At 46.9% G+C, this 15,843-nt stretch carries 12 protein-coding genes; 1 reads left to right on the forward strand and 11 read right to left on the reverse strand.

Going from position 1 to position 15,843, the window contains the following annotated elements:
* Positions 1 to 37: 37 nt before the first annotated feature.
* Both MJB10_RS22530 and MJB10_RS22535 read right to left on the reverse strand, forming a co-directional pair.
* On the reverse strand, positions 38 to 493 hold the full coding sequence (locus MJB10_RS22530) for a RidA family protein (RefSeq protein ID WP_314798724.1): 456 nt from the start codon (positions 491 to 493) through the stop codon (positions 38 to 40).
* Positions 466 to 1,788 carry an adenylosuccinate synthase gene (locus tag MJB10_RS22535; protein WP_314798727.1) on the reverse strand — a complete coding sequence of 441 codons (1,323 nt, stop codon included), beginning with the start codon at positions 1,786 to 1,788 and terminating at the stop codon, positions 466 to 468. Before MJB10_RS22535 ends, MJB10_RS22530 begins: the two co-directional genes overlap by 28 nt.
* Positions 1,789 to 1,905: 117 nt before the next feature.
* Here MJB10_RS22535 and MJB10_RS22540 point away from each other — a divergent pair, with 117 nt between their 5' ends.
* Positions 1,906 to 2,793 carry a LysR family transcriptional regulator gene (locus MJB10_RS22540; protein WP_314798730.1) on the forward strand — a complete coding sequence of 296 codons (888 nt, stop codon included), beginning with the start codon at positions 1,906 to 1,908 and terminating at the stop codon, positions 2,791 to 2,793.
* A 134-nt stretch (positions 2,794 to 2,927) separates the two neighbouring features.
* Here the strand turns inward: MJB10_RS22540 and MJB10_RS22545 are convergent, their stop codons facing one another.
* From MJB10_RS22545 to MJB10_RS22585, 9 genes are all read right to left on the reverse strand, one after another.
* A complete protein-coding gene (locus tag MJB10_RS22545; RefSeq protein WP_314798733.1) occupies positions 2,928 to 4,979 on the reverse strand; it encodes a CBM96 family carbohydrate-binding protein in 2,052 nt (683 codons plus the stop codon).
* Positions 4,980 to 5,039: 60 nt separating this feature from the next.
* The gene (locus MJB10_RS22550) at positions 5,040 to 5,717 is read right to left on the reverse strand and encodes a hypothetical protein (protein WP_314798735.1); all 678 of its coding nucleotides are present in this window, start codon (positions 5,715 to 5,717) and stop codon (positions 5,040 to 5,042) included.
* 44 nt (positions 5,718 to 5,761) lie between these two features.
* Positions 5,762 to 7,645 carry a heparinase II/III domain-containing protein gene (locus tag MJB10_RS22555; RefSeq protein ID WP_314798737.1) on the reverse strand — a complete coding sequence of 628 codons (1,884 nt, stop codon included), beginning with the start codon at positions 7,643 to 7,645 and terminating at the stop codon, positions 5,762 to 5,764.
* 90 nt (positions 7,646 to 7,735) lie between these two features.
* Entirely contained in the window at positions 7,736 to 9,370 is a 1,635-nt protein-coding gene (locus tag MJB10_RS22560; RefSeq protein ID WP_314798738.1) for a type 2 periplasmic-binding domain-containing protein, read from the reverse strand.
* Positions 9,371 to 9,426: 56 nt separating this feature from the next.
* Positions 9,427 to 10,314 (reverse strand): carbohydrate ABC transporter permease, encoded by an 888-nt coding sequence (locus tag MJB10_RS22565; RefSeq protein ID WP_314798740.1) that lies wholly within the window; start codon positions 10,312 to 10,314, stop codon positions 9,427 to 9,429.
* A 12-nt stretch (positions 10,315 to 10,326) separates the two neighbouring features.
* Entirely contained in the window at positions 10,327 to 11,295 is a 969-nt protein-coding gene (locus MJB10_RS22570) for an ABC transporter permease (RefSeq protein WP_314798743.1), read from the reverse strand.
* A 245-nt stretch (positions 11,296 to 11,540) separates the two neighbouring features.
* Positions 11,541 to 13,826, reverse strand: coding sequence for a helix-turn-helix domain-containing protein (locus tag MJB10_RS22575; protein WP_314798745.1), 2,286 nt, complete (start codon positions 13,824 to 13,826; stop codon positions 11,541 to 11,543).
* A 220-nt stretch (positions 13,827 to 14,046) separates the two neighbouring features.
* Positions 14,047 to 14,817: an NUDIX domain-containing protein gene (locus MJB10_RS22580; RefSeq protein ID WP_314798748.1), complete on the reverse strand. Its 771-nt coding sequence runs from the start codon at positions 14,815 to 14,817 to the stop codon at positions 14,047 to 14,049.
* A gap of 102 nt (positions 14,818 to 14,919) precedes the next feature.
* The gene (locus MJB10_RS22585; protein WP_314798750.1) at positions 14,920 to 15,774 is read right to left on the reverse strand and encodes an AraC family transcriptional regulator; all 855 of its coding nucleotides are present in this window, start codon (positions 15,772 to 15,774) and stop codon (positions 14,920 to 14,922) included.
* Between the last annotated feature and the right edge of the window lie 69 nt (positions 15,775 to 15,843).

The raw sequence follows: 15,843 nt of genomic DNA on the forward strand, positions 1-15,843 counted from the left end.
ATAAGAAGCGCATGGTTCAAGCTGCCTTTCAGTAGCGTTATTCCTCTATTTGAAAAATCGAATCAATGATGATCGGCAGCTGCTCTCGGACCGAGACGGCGCCAAAGACAGACCTCGCGTGAATGCCCTTCTCACCAAACACGTCTAGCATCAGATCAGAGCAGCCATTCAGCACTTTGTGATGCTCTTCGAATTCAGGGACAGCATTCACGAAGCCTTGCAGCTTCACCACGCGTTTGACACGGTCGAGAGAGCCTAATGCTTCTGCCAGTACGGCGAGAATTTCGATGCCTGCCAATCTTGCAAATTCGTAGCCTTCCGCGGTCGAATACGTTTGCCCTATTTTTCCCTTCGGCTTACCCGAGGGTCCTTTGCCAGATACAAAGAGCAGCCCATTCACCTCTACGCAATTGGCGTATCGGGCTGCGGGTTCGCTGGCTTGGGGGAGCTGGATCCCCAACTCTTTTAATCGATTAGCAATGGTCTGTTCCATCCTCGTATGCCTCCTTCTTGCATATCAATCGTCTGATCCCGATGAGGACCGACCGAAATCCAGCGAATGTCCACGCCGATTAATTGTTCAATGCGTCGTACGTATGCTTGTGCTTGTTGCGGAAGTTCCGCGAAGGAGCGCGCCTGCGAAATATCGCAGCCCCAGCCTTGCCATTTTTCATACAGAGGGATTGCACGTACTAATTGGGACGGATTCGGGAAACTCGTCGTCTCGACGCCGTCGATCTCATAAGCATAACAGACCTCGATTTCCGTCAAATACCCCAACACATCGAGATTCGTTAAAGCCACCTCTGTTGCTCCTTGCACCTTACAGCCATAGCGCGTTGCGACCGCATCGAACCACCCAACTCTGCGCGGTCTGCCTGTCGTGACACCGTACTCACCCGCATCGCCTCCACGTTTGCGCAGCTCCTCCGCCTCTTCCTCGAACAGCTCCGTCACAAAAGCGCCTTCCCCAGCACAACTCGAGTAGGCTTTCGTTACCGCTACAACAGTCTGGATACAGTGTGGCGTTAACCCTGCGCCAACTGCCGCAAATCCAGCAAGTGTCGATGATGAGGTCGTGTACGGGTAGATCCCGTGATCGGGGTCGCGCAACGCGCCTAATTGACCTTCTACTAGAATAGATTCTTTTTTTGCAAGTGCCTCATGAAGTAGATCTGTCGTGTCACACACATACGGCCGAATGAAATCGGCTTGGCCTCTCAATAACGCAACAATCTCTTCCACATCGATAGCAGGCTTTTGGTACAGATGATGAAGAAGCACATTCTTCGGGGTTGTTGAAGCCGTCAGTTTCTCTCGGAGCTGCGCCTCGTCCCATAGGTCTGCTACTTGAATGCCCAACTTTGCATATTTATCCGCGTAAAATGGCGCAATCCCTTGCTTCGTCGACCCGAACTTTCGCGCGCCAAGCCGTTCCTCTTCTAGCTCATCCAATAAGATGTGGTAAGGCAGCAGAACCTGAGCACGATCCGAAATCCGCAGCTTCGGTGCTGGCATGCCGCGTTCGGTGAATTGCGCCAATTCTTGTTGCAGCGCACGGATGTTCAGTGCGACACCTGGACCGATCACATTCGTCACACCCGCATGGCAGACACCCGATGGCAGCAGATGCAGCGCAAATTTACCGTATTGATTAATAATCGTATGCCCCGCATTGCTGCCTCCTTGATACCTGACCACATAGCCCGACTTCGCGGCCAATAGATCGGTAAACTTCCCTTTCCCTTCATCGCCCCAATTGGCTCCAACAATCGCTGTTACTGTCATGTCTACACCCTTCCGCGCTTGGCTTCTGTTCCTAAAACCAAGTATACGAGGTATACTGAAATAAAAATAATGAATATTACTAATGCACGATATAAGCACAGCTAATGGAGGTTTGCGATGATACATAGCATGGATCTGTATCAGGTGTTTTATTTTACGGCCAAATCGGGCAGTCTGTCCAAAGCCGCTGAAGAGCTTTACATCACACAGCCAGCTGTTACGCATGCGATCAAGCAGTTGGAAGCGAAGCTTGGCGGGCCGCTGTTTTTTCGTACGTCCAGAGGGGTCACTCTGACAACCGAAGGGGAAACGCTGTACACCTACATCGAGCAGGCTTATCATTTTATACAAAATGGCGAACGAAAAATCGGCGAAATGCACCAGCTGACCGATGGCGAGGTACGCATTGGCGCGGGCGATACCTTATGCAAACACGTGCTGCTGCCGCACCTAAAAACGTACCATGCCTCTTTCCCGAAAATTAAGGTTCAGGTTTTCAACCGCACGACCGCAGATACGATCGCGCTCCTTAAAGAAGGCAAAATCGACATCGGAATCGTCAATTTGCCGATCTCCGATAGCCATGTCGACGTCTCCGCGATCGGTTCGCTGCAAGACTGCTTTGTCGCTGGCGAAAGGTATAAGCATCTCACGGAGGAGCAACTTAGCTTCGAGCATTTGCTGGCGTTGCCTATCATGCTGCTGGAGAAAGGCAGTAGCTCACGCGCCTACATCGATCGATTCACGAAAGAGCATGGGCACGTGATTAAGCCCGAAATTGAGCTGGGGAGCGTTGATCTGCTCTTGGAGTTCACCCGTGGCGGCTTCGGCATCACCTGCGTGGCCAGGGAATTCATTGCGGCCGAGCTCGCCGCCGCGCAGTTGTTCGAGATCCAGCTCGAACAGCCGATCCCCGCTCGGAACGTCGGGATGATCAAGCTGAGGAGCACGCCGTTGTCGGCGGCGGCGATGCATTTGTACCGGATGATGCAGCAGGAGGTATAGCAACAGCTGTTTATGATTATAAAGACAGCGTACGGTCTTCGAATCGTCAGTCGTAGAAAAAAACGAGCCAAATGCCTAGACGTCACGACAAGGTTTGTCGCTATCAACGTCCGAGCACTCAGCCCTTTTGATGCTTACGGTGTAATCGTTAATTGTGGCCGATCTGCGCTGGTGATACTCTCGCTTGATGCAAAAGAAACATTCCCATTTGAATTCACTGGTGACGTACTGTATACGCGGATGGAGAGCTTTTTCCCAGTGGACATGGCTGCTTGTACTTGAGAAGTTACAGGAATTGTAATCGGCGTGCCTGCAACGATCGTATATGTACCGAGCACGGTACTGGAGGAAGGCTTCGTATCCCATGTGATGGCGCCTTCCGTCCAAGAGTTGTCGGTAACAAGTGCGACCTCATTTTGAATACCACTCATGGCAGCTACGATTGGCTTAAGGGTAATCGTTGCCGCAGTCACGGACCCGCTATAACTAGTGAAATCAAATTTAAAATAGCCATCGCGTTTATAACTGGTTAAATCGTTCTTCGTATCCACAGTAACAGCCGTTGTTCCAGCTTGATTCGTTGTGGCGTATGTGCCGTCTCTCACATTTGCGTCATCTACAGCTACCCAGGTATTCGGGCTCGATACCACGATACCCACTCCATTATAAGCACCACGATTCGGAGCTGTTGAGGATGAGACTGTGTTACCCCAGTAATCTTTACCCCCGTTGCTGCTGATGACAACCCCTGAAGATAGGGCAGGTGAACCTGTTGCAAGCTTGTAGCCGTTAACCGTACTTAATCCAGTGCCCCCACTTCCTGCCCCCACGAGAAGGGGATCCGATGTTAATTTATGCGTATCACTTGGCTCACTGGCTGGGTGGTTACCATAGAAAACGTTGTAATCATACACATCATTCGCTTTCACGGAATAGCCTCCGCTACCTGCGTTATATACGATGTTATTTTTGAAATAAATCGGATTACTACCAGCTAACCCTGTTGTAATGCTTGTGCTCAAACCGGAGCCGATGTAGAACGTATTATTATAAATTTGGCTATTCAACGGCGTGTAGCCGCTATTGAATTGGAAAATACGCGCGCGGTCATTCTGCGAAATATTATAGCGAACGATCATATTGTCATTACGAATCGTCCCATTCCCCATAACAAGCAGGAATCCGCCCTCATTGTCATGACTATAATTGTACTGAACCGTACAGCCCGTCAAGTTAAAGTCACAGTCAAAACCCTGTCCATCATTCGTTGTTTTCGTATTATAGGCTTCATTATATTGCATGACAGGATTCGTGCTATTGATCGCCCAGATTGCCACATTATAATGGGTATCCCTTGCATGAGCTGTGTTCACAACGTTATATTGAACCAAACCATTAATGGAAGCTCGCATAACAATCCCGTCTCCGCCGATATCATTCAACGTGTTGTTACTGATGACGAGATTCGTGTAAGGCTCGAAGTTTCCTGCCCCGTCATTGTTCCCCCATGAGCTACCATTGCTAATTCCCGTGCGGTCCGTACGCTCAATGGTATTACCATCAATAAGAACATCATTCCATTTGGTTCTTACAGCGGTTCCAGATACAAGGACATAAATTCCTCCGGTAACTTTCAAAGCATCGCTATTCGTTCCAGTAACATCGTGGATATACATATTGCGAATATAGAAATGGTTGTAGGTTCCCACATCATGCGCTTCAACCTTTACCCCGTAACGGTCACCTGCCGATGCGGAAGTGTTCGTTATTTCCAGATTATTAAGTTCCCAATACTGTTGATTGTAAAAATACACCGTACCTCCGGTTAATCCATTCCCATTAATAATCGGTTTATTGCCTGTGCCGTATTTATCGATGATGATGGGGAATCCCGAAGCTCCAGACCCTAGCGGGTGCAACTGTCCCGTCCAGACAGAGCCAGATTTGAAAAGGATTTTATCCCCAGGTAAAAAGGTCGTGCTATTGACTTTGGTTAACGTTTGCCATGGTGAACCAGTGCTCAAACCGTTGTTACTATCACTGCCTCCGGCCGAATCGACATAGTAGGTTGTATTGTTCGCATAAGTTGTGGTCGTTAATGCAGGCAGGGATACTACGACCGTCAATAGGAGGGTGAAAACTAAGCTAACCGATAGGCATAACCGAAATGCCTTTGAACTTCTCATCAATCATTCTCCTCTACATTGGAATATAAGTGCTTACCTGTGTGCCAAAAAGTAGACGGCTTATTGCAGCATCATTTCTTGGTAAATGTGGTCCACAAGCTTCACTTGTGCAGCTGCAACCATTTGCTTCACTTTCTCTGCGTAACTGGCGTCTAGCTCGCGTTGCTTTTGATCATCCGTTAACCCACTAAGGTCTGTTTCACCTCCCTTCAGTGCTGTTTGTTCTTTAAAAGCTGCTTTCACTTTCAAAACTAAATTAGAAAATTGATAGGTGTAATAGCCGTGTTCGTCATACTGCTTAGGACCATAGATGACTTGGTTATTCTTAATTGCCTTCTCCCTGCGCTGATTTTCCTTTGACCAATTCACGAGAAAGGTTGAATAGCTAAGATCATCAACATCAATAAGGCCGTATTGCTGGGCTAAAAGCTGTTGAACCTTGATTTCTTTCAATCGGTCTAGCGCCAATTTCTTCGCTTTCTCGATCGGTACCTCTCCCTGAAAGCTCGTTGTCCAGAAGGAGGGGGAGTCATCCACATGATAAGTTTTCTTAAAGTAACCAGCAGTCTGAGCCTTCACGTCATGTAAAAAAAGTTGAAACTCACGCTCATCAATTGCGGAATCATTAATATAAGCAACAGTTGCGTATTCGGGACTTGCTGATACATCATTTTGCCACTTAGAGCAACCTGTGCACACAAAGATAGACAGAAATAATAGGATCGCGAATTGCTTCATACTTCCCCTCCTCCATGAACACTTTTGGTTATTTAACCATCCATCTATTGCTCAGCAAATCGGAAGACCCATTCTCCTTGTTGAACGGTATGTAGTAGCTTAAATTGGATACGATACAGATTGTCCCCCCACACACGTGTCAAGCTTTCGTCAGTTAGCGAGATTTGTTCAAAAGCTGCTTCCCATTGCTCATTGTCATAATGAAGCAGCAGCTGATTCTTATCGCTATCCTGCAAATGGATGCTGCCCTGAACTTGCATCTGGGGTAATTGGTTCGACATGAGGTGAAGCAGTACTTGATCGGTAGGACTGTTGAGCAGACACGATTCCCTCAGCTCAATAGCAGGGTGCTGTCCTCTATGCAGGGTTAAGCTGCGATGCCAACTCCTCACTCCCGCTTCAGTGGGATAAGCACTCGCCAGTTCTACACCAAAACGAACAATTCCCTTGTTTTTCTCATAGGTTACGTCCTTCGCGCGGAAGGTACGGCCTTCCTTTTGCTCAAAACCATTGATAACCGGAACACTATGATAGCCAGACTGCATCGTCCATATCTCATATCGCTGAGGACTAAATGTCTTTTGGGTATACGTCTCCACCCCGATGTCAATTAAGAACGGTTTTCCATGCACATAAACCACAAAATGACCGATGTCATTATGATTATGGCTTTCGTCATTGTGACCGCCCTTGATTGCCACAAATAGGCCTTGTGACGAGCCTTCCGATTCTCTAGCCGCCATTACTTGCAGATTTGGAAGCCACACGTCTTGAACCAGAGGAGGCGCTAACGCAGCCTCTGCCTGAATACTTGCGAAGCTATGCAAGCTGATCATTTCTTGGAAGAAGGAAATACCCTTCCCTCTGGATGCAGGAACTTGATAGGTGCGGAAGCCAATCTGCCCCAATGCGCGTAGTTGATCATCCTGAATACGCGAGCCATACAAGTGGATCATGCTGTAATCCTGTGAAGCGATCGCGGAGCCATCTGCAAAGTTTACAAAGTAATGACCGTCAATGTTCATCTTGTAGACGAATTGCCCTAGCTTTCTAATCAAGGGTTGATCGTAGACCTGCAGATCACCGTCCGATGCTCGGTACAATAGCTCTAGATTGACCAACAGCATCCCGGCCGCTCTAGCCCAGTAGGTCGAGCCTTCGTCACAGCCGCCATCCTCAAGTTGCACTTCTAAGTACCGATCCAAGCTGCGCAGCACCTTGTCGAAGATCATAAGTTTCCGTTCTGGCTCCATCTCCTGCAGCAGCAAGACGGTCAACATATTCGCATTGCACCATGGATTCCAGTTGTTAACTTCTCTCTCGCCAAAGCCCATCCACCAGAAATCATTCCGCTTCAAATAAGGAGCTATTATTCGCCGCTCCAACTCTACCTGAATGCGTGCTCTAATGAGGGGAGAAACCTGATCTAGCGGCGACTTCAGCATGTGAGATGTCCAAGCGAGCAACGCTGCGGTTTCACCTGCAGTCAGGTCAAATAAATGTTCCTCTGAGTTAGAAAGAACATCTACGGGTCGAAGAGATAAATAATGATGAGCTGGAGCGCACCACGTCGTCTGCTCGCAGAAAAGCCAAATGACATTGGTGATCTCCCGAAGGAAGCGGCCCTTGGCTTCCATGCACTCTGCGATCAGAAGTGTGCAAAGTGCATTTCGTCTTTCTGTTTCAACCGAATCGTACGGCTTACGACTTCCCTCTTCAAAATAGGCCATGAATGCGGTAGCACGCAAAACAGGCCATTCGTAGTTGAGATACGACTCGGCTTGCGTAACCCATGCTTGCTGTAAGGCCTCGGGTACTCTCGCCCAAGCTTCGCGATCATCTCGTGCAGGGAAAATGCGCCCCTCCATGCTTTTGCCTATAATATGATTTTCCACATCGGAAATGGTGATGAAATCTGTCAGCTTCATGTCGCAAAGTTCCTCCTTGTGTAAAGAAAAGACTGCCTCATTTGCAGTTTGGCTACGAATGCGACAGTCTTGGATTCCATGCTTACTTCATTACTTAATAACTTCGGTATACTGCTTCTCAATCTCATTTGCACCGGCTGCTCTAGCCTTTTTGACATACTCATCAAAGGAATCAATGGATTGCTCGCCTGTAATGATCTTGATATAATTTTCCGTGGTCAGCTTCTGCAAATCAGCCGTGAACTTACCTGAAGCCTCAACACTTGGCAAGTAAGATGGAGGCGTTCCTGTCCCTTTTACTTTATCTGCAACGGCATATTTCGCTTTAAATATCTGTTTTACCACATCTGGATTGTTCGTGTACATGCCAAATGTACTTACACCGCGCTGTGCTGTTTCCGTTGGATTTTTGAGTTTGGAAGCGACAGAGCCATCTGCGTTAATGACGTAATCCTTGTCTTTCACACCATAGTTAGCCAACATGTAATAGTCTTTGTCGGTGACCAGTGTATCCAGCATTTTCAAAATGGTATCCAACTTCCTTGGATCTTTCGCTGCATTCTTTGTAATCACCAATGTTTCGTTATTATAGCCCCAAATGTTTGCGCCATAGGCTTTGCCGTCTGGACCTTTAATCGCTTTACCGAGTGACCAGGTTTCATCGTATTTGGCATCTGGTTTCACTTTGATGAACTCTTGATAAACCGCTCCACCCTTATCTCCCTCCGTAAGCGGCGGTGTCCAGTGGTAGTACATCACGTTACCCGTTACACCAATGCGATTGTTAATGAATGCATGGGAAGTCGCCCAATAACCGCCCTTATTCTCACCAGTTACGAATTCCGGATCGATGACGCCGTCTTTGTACCATTTAGCTAGCAGCTTCAGGCCCTCTTTCATTTCTGGTTGAATCGCATCCATCGTCACTTTGTTATCCTTCACGGTATACCAAAGGTTGGAGTAAGGCGTCGTGCCTTTAATGACATCCGTCGGAATCGGTCCGAAGGCGCCAAGCACCGTTTGCATAGCTGTACTAGAGAGGCCGTAGGTGTCTTTTTTGCCATTTTTATCAGGATCATTGTTAGTAAATTTGTAAATGGCATCCTCAAACTCAGCCAGCGTCTCAGGTATCTTGGTGATGCCGACATTCTTCAGCCAATCCGTGCGCCATACGAGGCTAGTCGGATAAGTGCCGTCCAATTGGAAGGCGGACAACCCATAGTTTTTACCTTTGTACATGCTCGAGCGGAAGGCAGACCCTGAGGTGTCATTGTCCATAATTAGTTTGTAGTAATTAGGTGCTTTCTGCTTAATCGTCTCCACAGGAATTTCTGCTGCGACCCCGCTGTCCACGAGTTTGGATAATTCAAACCCTTTCAGCCTCAAAATATCCGGAATTTCTCCCGATGCCATGCGTACGTTGAACACTTCGCTGTATTTCTGTGAATCCGCCGTCCAAACATTGAATTTCGCATTAAAGCGTTTGGACACTTCCTGAATGATCTCTGAGTTTGCATCAGGAGCTACATCATTAATGTTATAGCCTGCCCACTCGATGGTGACCGGAGTGTCATTTTTGGCGGCGGCTGTTGCCTTTGTACCCGTAGTTCCTGGTGCTGAGGTACTTGTCTTACCGCTCTCTGTACTGCTGCATGCAGCCAAACTGCCTACTAGCAAAGCTGCGCTCACCAAGCTGCCAACATGACGAAATGTTTTTCGTTTCATTTTTTTGACCCTCCTAAAATGTATGTTAATGAACCATCCCCGGGATGGGGCTGGGGCTAACCTTTTAATGAGCCAATCATGACGCCTTTGACAAAGTATTTTTGCAGGAAAGGGTAAACAACGAGCAGTGGAATTAGGGATACCATGAGCGCTGCCATTTTCATCGTGTCAGTGTTGGCGTAGATCGTATTCGCTGCTTCGACAGCTTGTGGTTCGGAGCCTTCGAACATAATTTTGCGCAGCACAAGCTGCAGAACCGCTTTCTTCGAATCCTTGAGATAAATCATGGCATTGAACCATTCATTCCAATGGTAGACCATCGTCCATAGACCTACAGTGGCGAGGATCGGGATGGAAATCGGTAATATGATACGCGTTAAAATGATAAACTCATTTGCGCCATCGATGCGGGCGGACTCTTGAATCTCCTCGGGCAGGGACATGAAGTAATTACGGATGATCAGCATCGTAAAGGTATTGATTGCGACAGGCAGCACAAGTGCCCATACGCTGTTATAGAGACCGACGCCTTTGACAATAAGGTACGTGGGAATCAAGCCGCCGCTGAAAAACATCGTGAATACCATGAAAATCGTCCAAAACTTGCGATGCACCAAATTCTTTTTGGACAAGGGATAGGCTGCTAGAATCATGAAAGTCATTGAGACGAGGATGCCCAGAATGACTCGGATGATCGTATTCTGATAACCGATCCAGATTTGCTGATACGCCAGAATCTTACGATAACCATCCCAATCGAACTTGAGTGGAATGAGATGAAAGCCGTAGCTGCTAACAACTTCTGTCGGACTCATCGACACCGTGACAACCTGCATGAAGGGAATAATCGTCAGTACACTAAGCAGGATGAGCGTCGTATAGACTATCGTGTCTACGAAGATATCTTCAAAGGTTCGTTTCTTTTTCTTACGTTGATCTGTCATTTCGGCGATCACCTACCATAAGGAATAGTCGTTGGTTTTCTTGGCCACATAATTAGTGAGAAGAATAAGAATAAAGGCAATGATATTTTTGAACAAACCGACCGTTGTTGCGAAGCTGTAATCGCCTTTCACAAGTCCAATCTGGTACGTATAAGTGGAAATAACATCACCAACCGAGAGAACAGAGGCATTAAGCAAGTTGTAAATTTGATCAAAATCGTCATTAATGATGCCGCCTACCGCGAAAATAAACATGATCGTCACAACCGGCATGATCGAGGGCATCGTGATGCTCCATATTTTACGAAGCCTCCCCGCCCCGTCCATATCCGCTGCATCGTACAGTTCGGGATCCACACTTGTGATAGCTGCAAGGTAGATGATTGTCGACCAACCGACTTCCTTCCAAATGGAAGAGAGGACGAGGATGGACCGGAAGTACGCCTCATCCGTCACGAAGAGAATCGGTTTATGACCAAATTCCATGATGATGGCATTGATCAAGCCTCGTGTCGGTGACAGAAATTCGATCACAATACCGCCGAGAATTACCCAAGAAATGAAATGCGGTAAATAGGTGATCGTCTGCACCGCCTTTTTAAAGAATACTAGACGAACCTCATTTAGGATGAGGCAGAGTATAATCGGCGCTGGAAATCCAAAAATCAATTTATACGTAGAGATGATAAGGGTATTCTTCAATACAGGTAAAAAATAAAGCCCCGTGAATAGCTCCTTAAAGTGCTCCAGCCCTACCCATTCACTGCCTGATACCCCCTTCAGCGGATAGTAATTCTGAAAGGCAATCACAATCCCATATAAGGGAGCGTAGTGGAAGATGAGGTAGTAGGCGATGACGGGAATTAACATAAAGAAAAAGTATTTCTGTTTCCAATATAGTTTGATTGCACGTTCTTTATTGACTTGCGGCTGCACGTGCTCTTTCATTTCCCGTGCTGCGATAAGTGCGTTACTTTCCATTCCATGCCTCCTGTTCGAAATCTTGTGAGCGATTTGTTGCCCTTATCGTAAGGCCTATGCAGGGATACAGACAACGCCCAATAACTTTACTGGCGTGCTGATTTTTTTACGTCATGTTGTGAATCCTGGCTCCATGGCTTGTTTGTGCTGTGTGATGACAGATTTTTTTACTAGTGCTGTTTTTTTGATTTGCGGGTATGAAAAAGCTGCCATGCATAAGTGCATCGCAGCTTTTGTGGTGAAGACTAGCTATCGAGACTGTCTCGATAGCTCTTAGGGGTACATCCGAAGTTCTCTTTAAACACATTCGCAAAATAACGAGGGCTCGTATAGCCAAGCTTCGCTGCGATCTCTTTTATCGATAAATCCGTCTCTCGAAGGAGACTTTCGGCGTGTTTCATTTTGATCCCAGCCAAATGCTCGGAGAAATTCGAGCCCATGACCGATTTGTAGATCCGACTCACATAGCTGGAGTTCATATGAATGCCCTCGCTTAAGGAGGATAGAGAGATTTCGTTGTATATATTCTGCTCAATGTAGGCGAGAATCTGACGTTCCAGTGCCGTACCTGGGTCATCGTCGGTCACATTGGTGGTGTGGAACTCCATAATTTGCACAGCTACACCAGTGAGCCAGTCCGTTAAATCAGCAACATTGTCCATTTTCCGGCCATACTCCCGAATGTCATAACCAAGGAATCGTTCTAGATCGATATCCATGGAAATGGCGGTTGTTCGGATGATAGAAATCGCATCGAACACCGTATTACGGCAATAATCAATGTGATACCTGCCTGAAACAAGCGCTTTGCGCAATATATCCAGAATCGAGAACACCATCTCCTGATTCCGATTGCGTACGGCGACAGACAACTGCTCCATTATTTGCAAACCGCTTCCATAATCTTTGCGTTGCGCGATAGCGAGGTCCTCATAAGAAATACATGATTCCGTTGGCATGATGAAAGCGTAATTCAAGCACTCGCAAGCTTCTGTATAGGATAGTGCGATGTTGGTGTAGGAGTGATCATATTCATTTCCGAAGCCGATCACAAATTTCCCTTTCATCTGCTGGCTGATGCTGCTGTGAATTTTCTCCTTATCCAAAGCGTGGGAATAATTGAGCAAGACAATAATATGGCCTGCATTATCCATCGTCGAACAGAGCGAGTAATCCCCAAGCTCCTCAACATGTTGCAGCATACTGTATTGGATCATCATCTCGTTCTTCAGGCCAATCCCCTCTGTGCCAAAAACCTTGAGCGCCATACAGGCCGTCTTTTCTCGGTCAAAATGCAGCTGCAGCATCTTCTCCATATTCGTTACTTGAGGATCGGTCTGATCGAGGTCGCCTTGCAGTAACCGCATGATGAACTTATCGCGAATGATCGGTTTATTCGTCTCCATTTGATGATTCAAATCAATGATCGTATTCGACACTCGATCGATAACTTGATGGAGCATCGCATATTCATTCTTTGCCTGCTTCTCTTGGCCGTCTGAGCTTCCCAGATTACGAATCGTTTGAATGATGCTGCGCAGCGGTTTATTCGCCCAATGGGTCATATAAATCGAGAAGAGCAAGCTCACTGTGAGCAGAACGATCGTCGTAATCAGCAAATAATGCTTGAGCTGCTTCGATTTATGATACAGGGTATCGATTGAAATGACAGACACGTATTTCCAGTTGTTATAATTGGACTTGCCGTACGAAACGACACTTTGAACACCGTCAACGGAGGCTTCGAACGTTCCGGACTCTGAATGTTGCAGGAGCGCTGTAATGTAATCCTTCTGGCTGAAGTCTTGTCCAACCCATTGGCTGTCGCTATGGACAAGCACTTTTCCTGTTTCATCTACAATAAACAACACTTCTCCATCTATTGGAGAGGATTGAATGAGATTATGTATTGCGCTTTCTTTAATATTGATGGCGACGACAGCCTGCCGATTCGCGAGGCTATCGATCAGCGGAATATTCGAAAGATACGTGATCACCGACGTATTCGATGGTGTGGTTACACGAGGGGGGAGCCACTGATTCGGGGTCGCCATGGTACGCAGGACATTAATCCATGCTTCATCCAAGCTTTTAAGGGAGCCTGCCGAATCCAAATACGAACTATATTTATCATTAATGTATACGTTTCCCGCTGTATACCAAACTTCAACGGATTGTAGGAAGTTCAGCTTGTAAGGGATATCCGTCAAAAAGTTGCTAACTTCAGCGATCTTGTAGCCGTTGCCGCTAATATCGTGCGTGAGCGGATACGCGAGCACTTCATTGCTTGGAATATCCGAGAAATAAATATTCACCAAACGAATGACGCGATCTAGGATTGTTTCATCTACCGCATATTTCAGTTTGTTGACATCTTGCGTACTTTGTCTATTGATTTCTTGATTATAGGCGGTAGTGAAATAATGGATATAGATGAGCTGCGGTGCTAATGAAAGAATGATCACGAGCAAGATGTTAAACAGGAGGATTCGTGAATAGATGGTGCTCATCCTGGCTCGGATATTGAACATAGCACATCTCCTTGCAAGATGGGATGATTGAAAGCTGAATGTAATGAGCGTATAGATAGAAATAATTAAGCGTTTTCACAAATACTTCTTCTACTATATCATAAAATTACAGCTTGTCATGGGGGATTAGACTCGGTTGCGTTTCGACAGAGCTGTCGCCTGCTCGTTGAACTTGGCGATGCTAATTTGCGTCATACGATTTCTCTCGAAAAATGGACGCCTAACTGTACAAAGACAGTTGCTGCGTCAAATTCGTAAATCGATATAGCTGCGCGGCTCGCTGCGAGTAGCGATTGGATACCTTCGGCTGACCGCCCCGATCCGTGACTTCCTCGATCAACCCTTTACGGCTTTGCGTCGAAGTGATTTTGCGGATAAAATTACGCTCCTCGAAATCGGGGACAACCGTTTGAATCACTTGATACAGCTCACTAATCGTGAACTCTTCGGGTAGAAACTCTTTGGCGATGACCGTCGTCAGCATCTGCTCACGGATCTTCTGCAGGGCATCTCTCAGGATGACCCCATGGTCAAAAGCAAGCGCCATCTGCAGCGCCTCCTCGACCGGGAATAGGCGCACATCCTCGGCATCCGTATCGGCGCGCCGCTCAGCCAGCCACTTCTCCTGCACCAGAGCAAAAAACGCATGCGAGATCATCCATCCTCTTGGGTCACGACCTGGCTGACTGTACACGTTAAAGTACGCCATATGCACATTCGTCACGCCTGTCTCTTCTTGCAATTCGCGCTTGGCGCAAGCGTACATATCTTCCGTCTCTTTGCAAAATCCGCCTGGAAGCGCCCATTGCCCCTCGAACGGCCAGCTCTTTCTTTGAATGAGCAGCACCTGGAGCTCTCGGAGCGGTAGGGCTTTTTTCGCTGTCTTTTTCTCCGTGGACGTAATCGTGAAAATCACAATATCACTCGGCGCCCCGTCCGGTGTCCGGTATCGGCCTGGGGTATAGTTGGAGCCCTGATCATTCGTCGTCATGGGAGGTCACCTGCTTCTAAAAGGAGTTCATTTTGATACTATCATTATGACATGTTGATTACGAGTGTCAAGTGAGATGAGTCGTCAACTCGGCTTGCCCAACTATTTCTTCAGCCTTCGGAACTCAGTCGGCGACAGACCATGAAATTGCGTAAACTGTTTCGTGAAATGATGCACAGACGAATAACCGAAATCTTCGGCAATCGTGGTAATAGATCGGTTGCTTTCCCATAGAGCTGCTTCTACTTGCTTCATGATAGCCTTGGTCCAGTATGCTTTGGGTGAACTCCCCGTGGCTTGTTTGAAAAGTTCGTGAAATTGTGTTTTGCGAAGACCGCATTCATTCATCCAATCGTCATAGCTACGGCTCGCATTCGCTTCTCGATCCATTTGTTCGATGATGGGGATAATTCTGTAATCTATGAAAGTTGAAACAGACGCTGTTTGGACAAGGGTTAACAGGAATGCCTTCACAAGATGACTAACGATCAATTCTGAGTAGGGTTCACTTTTCCCAACCTGGGTCACGGCATATATGAATAATTGGCATAGGGTTGCATCATGTTGGATCGGCGTAACCACGGGGAGAGATGATAGCTCCGAGCATGGTTCTATTACCGTAAGCAGATCGCGATTGAAATCGTTAAGATCCCAAACCAAATGTTGCGTGCTAGCTAACCTATAATTCCATAAATCACAATACAAATTATAAGTAGCTAAGGGGTGATCTGAATTGGTATAAAAGGAGTGCGCAGCTTCAGGCGGAAAATATATCAGATCACCTTTCTTAACAGGATATGTTTTACCTCCCACGGAAACAGACCCTTTGCCTGCCGCAACGAAATGGAAAGCGTAGCAGTAGCCAATCCTCCCAACCTCCACTTGATTTCTTGTAACGGGGAAGCGGTAATAATGGCCTACTCTTACATAGGGATTCAGCAATTCTAGAGTCGTCATCATACACCTCATGAGCCGTTTTTGTTAGCGGAAGAATTGATCAATCTGCGAACAGGCAAACAAATACAA

The sequence above is a fragment of the Paenibacillus sp. MBLB1832 genome (genome assembly GCF_032271945.1).
In the GTDB taxonomy this organism is placed as follows: Bacteria; Bacillota; Bacilli; order Paenibacillales; family NBRC-103111; genus Paenibacillus_E; species Paenibacillus_E roseopurpureus.

Bases quoted from the DNA above. Each gene is read 5' to 3' on its own strand.
- MJB10_RS22530 (WP_314798724.1), bottom strand. From the start codon at position 493: ATGGAACAGACCATTGCTAATCGATTAAAAGAGTTGGGGATCCAGCTC.
- MJB10_RS22535 (WP_314798727.1), bottom strand. From the start codon at position 1,788: ATGACAGTAACAGCGATTGTTGGAGCCAATTGGGGCGATGAAGGGAAA.
- MJB10_RS22540 (WP_314798730.1), top strand. From the start codon at position 1,906: ATGATACATAGCATGGATCTGTATCAGGTGTTTTATTTTACGGCCAAA.
- MJB10_RS22545 (WP_314798733.1), bottom strand. From the start codon at position 4,979: ATGAGAAGTTCAAAGGCATTTCGGTTATGCCTATCGGTTAGCTTAGTT.
- MJB10_RS22550 (WP_314798735.1), bottom strand. From the start codon at position 5,717: ATGAAGCAATTCGCGATCCTATTATTTCTGTCTATCTTTGTGTGCACA.
- MJB10_RS22555 (WP_314798737.1), bottom strand. From the start codon at position 7,645: ATGAAGCTGACAGATTTCATCACCATTTCCGATGTGGAAAATCATATT.
- MJB10_RS22560 (WP_314798738.1), bottom strand. From the start codon at position 9,370: ATGAAACGAAAAACATTTCGTCATGTTGGCAGCTTGGTGAGCGCAGCT.
- MJB10_RS22565 (WP_314798740.1), bottom strand. From the start codon at position 10,314: ATGACAGATCAACGTAAGAAAAAGAAACGAACCTTTGAAGATATCTTC.
- MJB10_RS22570 (WP_314798743.1), bottom strand. From the start codon at position 11,295: ATGGAAAGTAACGCACTTATCGCAGCACGGGAAATGAAAGAGCACGTG.
- MJB10_RS22575 (WP_314798745.1), bottom strand. From the start codon at position 13,826: ATGTTCAATATCCGAGCCAGGATGAGCACCATCTATTCACGAATCCTC.
- MJB10_RS22580 (WP_314798748.1), bottom strand. From the start codon at position 14,817: ATGACGACGAATGATCAGGGCTCCAACTATACCCCAGGCCGATACCGG.
- MJB10_RS22585 (WP_314798750.1), bottom strand. From the start codon at position 15,774: ATGACGACTCTAGAATTGCTGAATCCCTATGTAAGAGTAGGCCATTAT.